The organism is Flavobacterium gawalongense (assembly GCF_007097265.1).
Classification (GTDB): domain Bacteria; phylum Bacteroidota; class Bacteroidia; order Flavobacteriales; family Flavobacteriaceae; genus Flavobacterium; species Flavobacterium gawalongense.
In genome coordinates, this window is sequence record NZ_VJZP01000062.1 from 1 (window position 1) to 6,890 (window position 6,890).

Annotated in this window: 5 protein-coding genes; 1 reads left to right on the forward strand and 4 read right to left on the reverse strand. The window is 30.2% G+C overall.

What is annotated here, in order from left to right:
* From FNW38_RS17075 to FNW38_RS17085, 3 genes are all read right to left on the reverse strand, one after another.
* On the reverse strand, positions 1–821 hold an 821-nt coding region (locus tag FNW38_RS17075; RefSeq protein ID WP_218043841.1), incomplete at its 3' end, for a hypothetical protein.
* 2 nt (positions 822–823) lie between these two features.
* Positions 824–1,456: a hypothetical protein gene (locus FNW38_RS17080; protein WP_144065103.1), complete on the reverse strand. Its 633-nt coding sequence runs from the start codon at positions 1,454–1,456 to the stop codon at positions 824–826.
* Entirely contained in the window at positions 1,453–1,923 is a 471-nt protein-coding gene (locus FNW38_RS17085) for a T9SS type A sorting domain-containing protein (RefSeq protein ID WP_143388969.1), read from the reverse strand. The genes FNW38_RS17080 and FNW38_RS17085 overlap by 4 nt, the downstream gene beginning before the upstream one ends.
* Before the next feature lie 374 nt (positions 1,924–2,297).
* Here FNW38_RS17085 and FNW38_RS17090 point away from each other — a divergent pair, with 374 nt between their 5' ends.
* A complete protein-coding gene (locus FNW38_RS17090; protein ID WP_143388970.1) occupies positions 2,298–3,470 on the forward strand; it encodes a helix-turn-helix domain-containing protein in 1,173 nt (390 codons plus the stop codon).
* A 51-nt stretch (positions 3,471–3,521) separates the two neighbouring features.
* On the opposite strand, the gene ccsA is transcribed toward FNW38_RS17090, so the two are convergent.
* Complete coding sequence (gene ccsA / locus FNW38_RS17095; RefSeq protein ID WP_144065104.1) at positions 3,522–6,725, reverse strand: cytochrome c biogenesis protein CcsA; 3,204 nt, start codon at positions 6,723–6,725, stop codon at positions 3,522–3,524.
* Positions 6,726–6,890: the final 165 nt, after the last annotated feature.

The window sequence follows — 6,890 nt, forward strand, 5'->3', positions numbered from 1 at the left end:
TTTACACTTGGGTATTTCGCATCTGATGCGCCGTCAGCGGTCAGGTTTGTACTTTTATTTGCTAAAGCTTCTTTGGTTGCTTCTGCAGTCGTAGCACGGGATACTTCTGAAGCCAAAGCAGTTGAACTCGATGTTGCCGAGGCGTCAACATAATCTTTAACCGATTTTACACTTGGGTATTTCACATCTGATGCACCATCAGTTATAATGCTCGTACTCTTATTAGATAAATTTTCTTTAGAACTCAATTCATTTACAGTAGCTATACTAAGTGGTTTATTCAAATCACTTGTGTTGTCAATTTTATCAATACCAAAGTTAGTTTTTGCACCTAAAAGAGATGTAGCATTAGTACCTCCATTTTCAATAGACACAACACCTGTTACATTTATAGCATTAGTTGACGAATAGGCAAAAGGAACATAGGTAAAAGGCTCATTACTAATTTCTGTAAATGAAGAACAATTTCCATTTGAGTTTATAGCAACTACTAAAGTTTTCTTTAAAGAATCCCATATTACAGTATCAAAAGAAATAGCATATCCACCTGTTTGTGTTCCATTGCCAATTATTAAATTAACCATTCCATATTGATCCGTTTTAGTTTGAACAACTTCTTGATATTCCAATTTTGAATATTCATCAAAAAATTTAAATAGTAAACAAATATCACCGTTAGCAAGTGGTGTATTTGAGTTATTTACACCTGGTATTTGTTCCCCTTTTGGATTGAGAATTACAGCTTGATAACTAATTCCTTTTATTTGCCCAATACTTTTGGCACTTAATAAAAGTATAAAAAGTAAAATTATTTTTTTCATAATTAATTTTTATTTATAGTGAAGTGAATTCCTAATTGAATTTGATTAGTATCAAATGATAATTTTTCGCCATTAACATTAGAATTATTCAAACTCTTACTAAAATTATAACCAATACTTAAAAATCCAAAAGATGAAATACTGTACTTGGCTTGAAATCCTATATGTGGAACGAGTACTATTCCTGAAAATTCTTTATGTTTTACTAAATCGTAATAAAACCCATCTATTTCCTGTTTTCCATAAATTATTGTTGCCCCTTTTAATCCAATTTTTATAAAAAAATTGAAATTTTTATTTAAAAGTATTGTTGAGGGTAAAATCGAATAATTTAATTCACTATTGATACCTAAATATTTTGTGTCCCATCGGTATGAAATAACGGAATTACTACCAATAGCATTGTAATCATCTAAAGACAATCCAATTGCATAGAATGTTTTATTCTTTAATGGCTTAGATATGCCTAACTCGAAAAAACTGCCTACTCCACTTTGAAGATAAAAATTTGATTGTCCAGAAGAATCTTTGTAGTCATATTTTGTAAAGTTCTTCCCAGTATTAAAAAAAATTTCCTGAGAAAAAACTTGATATGATACAAAAAGAATAATAAATAATAAGTAGTTTTTTTTCATAGTTTGATGATTTTAGTATAATAACTGAAGTTGAATGCATTCAATCGAATTAGGTATTCTGAACTGGGTAATAATGATAAATCTATAATCAGAATGTTGTCATTTGATTTTTTCTTTAGTTCAAATATCTTACGACCCACTATGTCAAAAATATTTACTTCTATAAGTCCATTAATAGGTTTGGAAAATTGAAAATTAATAGTTTCAATAAATGGATTGGGATAAGTTGTGGTTTTGATATCATCAATTAAATTAGAGTAAATATATTTACCCCAAATACTTTGTTGAAATCCCTGCATAACTACATAATTGTTACTTGAAGTACCAATAAGAGTTTGTTGCCCTATTGTTTGCCTTATAATCGAACCATCAGGCATTTTTTTAGACAATCCTTGTGAAGATAGCATTTGATGATGCAAAACTTGACCCTGAAAAGTCAAAGTGAAAAATATAAGTAAATACCTCATAAAAAATAATTTCAACAAATCTAAGCCGTATAATTTGCTGTTTATCGATAAAATTATAAAGGTTTGAAAATAAGCTTAATCAGTAACAACTTTTCAGTTTTTAGTAACTATTAAATTAAACTGAAGTCATGTAAGACACCATAACAATAAAAGAAACAGGAAATCATAAAAAAAAGTATTCAATTGTAGTATTAATTTAAAAATATGAGAAATATTTTTTCATATTTTAGCAACTTAATGATTAAACAAAAAAACTATATTTGATAACACACTAAGAAAAACCAAAGAAATATTCATTAGTAGCATTTGCTTAATTAATAAAAAGAACCCCATTTTCATTCTTTTTAAATGTTAAAAACTATATATAAAATCAAATGGCAACAAATTTCCTTTGCATTATTACCGGTATAATTGGTTTAGTAACTACTCTATTAATCTTTACAAGTTACAAATCAAATAGGGTAATGAATTTGTATATAATTTTATTAATACTCATCATTTCATTCCGTCATTTAATAATTGGGTTAACTTATTTTATTTCGGATGACTCTTTTAAGGACTCTTTCTATAAATATTCAAACTTCTCAGCAGTAGCAATTCCACTCTTTTATTTATATTTAAAAAATTTATCTAGTAACAATAAATATTTTGATAGCAAAGAATTATTGCATTTTATTTTTCCAACAACATTTTTTTTATTCATAATCAAGTTTAATGATTTTCAGCACCCTTCAATACGATTAAAACTTATTTTTTACACCATTTTTTTTGCATATACTTCATTTTATATTATTCTATGCTACAGGCTATTAAAAAAAAATATTTGGACCAGAGAAGTTGATATTAAAGTGATTAATAAGCAAAATGAATTAATTAACAATTGGACGTTATTTTTATTTATTGTAATTACATTAATAACAATTAGACTTCTTGTATCAATCCTTCTGGAGATCTATTATAATATTTACATTAAAGGGATTAGTTATCAATGGATATCGGCTCTTATTTGGTTACTAATTCTATTTAAAATATTAATTTCTCCTGAAATACTTTATGGATATGGTACTCTTTACAGGAAAATAAATGAAAATAGAAGCTCTAACTTAGAACTAAATGAGATTTGGAATATATCTTCTAATAGCAAATTAAATAATAGCCAACATCTTGTTTTAAAAGAAAAAATAGATAAAAATATTTTAGTATACATTGAAGAAATTGAAAAACTATCTTTTAAATATGAACTATTTAGAGACCCCAAAATGACAATTACTGATTTAGCCAACAAACTGAATATCCCAAAAAGTCATATCTCTTATATATTTAAATACCATTCAACAATTTCCTTTTCTGAATATAAAAAAGTAATCCGAATCCATGATGCAATTAAGCACATCGAACTAAACTATCTAAAAAACAACACTTTAGACTCATTATCAAAAAAGGTTGGATTTACTTCATACAATCCATTTTTTACGAGTTTCAAAGAAGTTTCAGGGGTTTCTCCATTAGAATATTATAAAATGACAAAAGTGGAAATTGATGAATAAAAAAAGGCTCAACCGTAAAGTTGAACCTTTTTTTATGGAAATAATTAAATCCTATTTCTTATAATACTTTTTGTATTTTGGATACGTAATAGCTCCAAATAAAGTTATGACTCCTAATGAATACCATATCCAGTTTAAGGAATGAGCTTCTCCACTCGCATAAGAATGCAACCCTACTAAGTGAAAATTCACACCATAATAGGTAAACAATGTAGAAATAAAAGCGAACATACTCATCAGGTTAAAAATCCATTTACCTCGTAAAGAAGGAACAAATCGGGCATGAATGACAAAAGCATATACCATAATAGTAATCAATGCCCAAGTTTCTTTTGGATCCCAACCCCAATACCTACCCCAACTTTCATTAGCCCATTGTCCTCCTAAAAAGTTACCAATAGTTAGCATGATAAGTCCAATTGTTAAAGCCATTTCATTGATGTAAGTAATCTCTTGAATGTTTAAATCCATTTTTACTTTATTCTTTTCATTAGTAAACATAATTAGCAATAATGCTACCGCTCCTAAAATCATTCCTAAAGCTAATGGTCCATAACTTCCAACGATAACAGCAACGTGAATCATTAACCAATACGAATTTAAAACAGGTTGCAAATTTGCAATTTCCGGATCAATCCAATTTAAGTTAGCTGCAAATAAAATCATTGCAGTTACAAATGCTGAGGATGCTACAGTAAGTTTCGATTTTCGGTCAAAGGCCAATCCAAAAAACATAGTTGCCCATGCAATATAAACTATAGATTCATACGCATTACTCCAAGGTGCGTGACCGGAAATATACCAACGGCCAATTAAGCCCGCAGTATGCAATACAAATAATAATCCTACAATAATATGCATTGTATTTACTGCTATAGCTAATACTTTGCGCTCTTTGAAGATTTGCAAAATCGTAAAAAACAACATCAAAATCGCCGCTAAAATATACCAATAAAAAAGTTTATTGAAAACATCATATTTATTATACAACACTTCTGATGTAATTCTTTCTTCACTTGGTCTCACTTTACTGCCAAAACGTTTTTGGAAACCATTCATACTTTCCAATAACTCATCAGCAGTTTTGTAATCATTCGAGGTTGAAGCGTTAGTCAAAGAACCAAAATACAAAGGCAATACATTTTTAGTGTACGTCGCTTCCATGCCTTTCAAGCCTGATTCGTTGAGTTCCAAATAGGAAATCCATTTGTTGTTTTTATCATCCGGAATTGGAAAAATCTTTAATATTCGCCCGCTCAAGGCCGATTCCATCAGATTTACTTTTTTATCGGTTTCGATAAAATCTTTTTCGAATTGGTTTGGATTTGCTGATTTGAATGCTTCATCTAAATATTTAGAGAGTTTATAATTTCCTTTTTCATCAAAAAAGGATACAAAAGGAGCATATTTCGCTTCTTTGTCAATCCCAATAATTTTTCTAATACTATCATTCCCACTTTTGATGTAGATAATTGGAATTTCTATCCAATAATTCGCATATTGTGTCATTGACAAAAATGCCTGATCGGAATTCATTCCTTTGTAAGTATCATTATGACTCACTTTTCGCAACAATTCAGAAGAAAAAGTATTGATTGGCTTCATTCTTCCACCAGCATCCTGAATAATTAACCTTCCAAATTTTGCCGCATGTATTTCAGGAACTTTATATTTCGTTATAAGTTCTTCTAATTCATTTTGACTTAATACTTTTTTGGTGTGATTCGCATGCGTTTCCGCTGCTGCCTCGGTTTCAGTATGTGCATGTCCTTCGTGATCCGCGTGATCGTGTTCTTGTGCGAAACTATTGAAACTGAATAACAAAACTAAAATGGTCAAGAGTTTTGCTTTTTTAGTTTTTACCACTTCCAGTTTTCGTTTTACATCGGCAAAACGGGAATACTTGGTAAACATAATCGACATCATGGCAAAAAACAACATAAAATAACCACCATACGTAATGCAAGTTCCCCAAAAATCATGGTTTACGGATAATATTGTTCCTTTTTCATCAGGATCGAAACCCGACTGGAAAAAGCGATATCCTTTATAATCCAAGACATTATTCATGTATATTCTGGCATCGAAAGGTTTAACTGAATCCTGAACGGTCACCTGACTTTCAAATGAGGAATAACTTTTCTCTGTTCCGGGATATTTCTGTGCAATAAAATCATTCAATTTTATCTTGAAAGGCAAGACATACGCTTTACTTCCGTAGAACAAAGTATAATCGTTATTTCCTATTTTTACTGTTTTGGCTTCGCCAATTTTACCTTTAGAACCTACTACTGTAACTGTTTTTTCTTGTCCGTCAGCAGTTATTTTTACCACTAATGCATCTTCAAGATTCTTAGCTTTAAAATCATTTTTAGACTCATAATCAATTACACCTTTTACAGCTGGATCAGGAAATACAAATCGCATTTCACCAATGGTATATAACGAGCGCATCATCAAAGGCTGACTATTGTCTTTTGTCACTTTTCCTTGAAATTTATCGGCCATACGCATGAACGCACCTTCAAATGGAGTTTGAATGGTGTAACTACTTCCCGTTGTATTGATATTTATGGCTCCATCTGTATATTTATTTAAAGCAAATAATACATTATGAATGTTTTGTACTTCACCATCTTTCAAAAAATGTTCTTCACGTCCACCATCTCCTGCTTCCACTAATTTTAAATACAAAACTCCTTTAGGATCCGGTTTGATATACTCTTTAGCTCCCATGATAAAATTTTCATAGTTCACTTCAAATGACGTATCGGCAAACTTATCTGAAATACTGAAATTATTATTGGTAGCCGGAGAAAGCAGTACTTGTTTTTCAAAAACCCTGCGTTTCATTTCCCCTTTATATTCACCATCTACAAAAAGAGTAAGAAAGGTTTTGTCTGAAAAAACCTGATTTTCAGCTGCGCCTTCGCGAATGGGCATCATTCCTTCATAACTGATATATCGTGTCACAAAAGCTCCCAAAAGGATAAAAATAAAAGACAAATGGAGTAATAAAGTAGCCCATTTTTCTTTTTTTAACAATTGGTATCGTTTGATATTCCCAATGAAATTAATCACAAAGAAAACCATTATGGCTTCAAACCACCAAGAGTTATAAACTAGAATTCGAGCTGTATCAGTGTTGTACTTGCTTTCGATGAAAGTTCCTGCTCCCATTGCGATTGCAAAAGTTAAGAAAAGAATAGCCATTAATCGTGTAGAGAACAAAATAGAATATAGTTTTTGATTCATTTGAAAGTGAATTTCGTTTTATAAAAGTGCCACAAAAGTACTTAAAAATGTTGACTTCTATATTCGGACATTTGTTAATTTAATCCAAAATTAACCCAACTTGCAGGGTTTAGCCTGTGAACCATTGTTGAAAACGAGATTCTTGTTTGAGAAGTTCAGATTTGG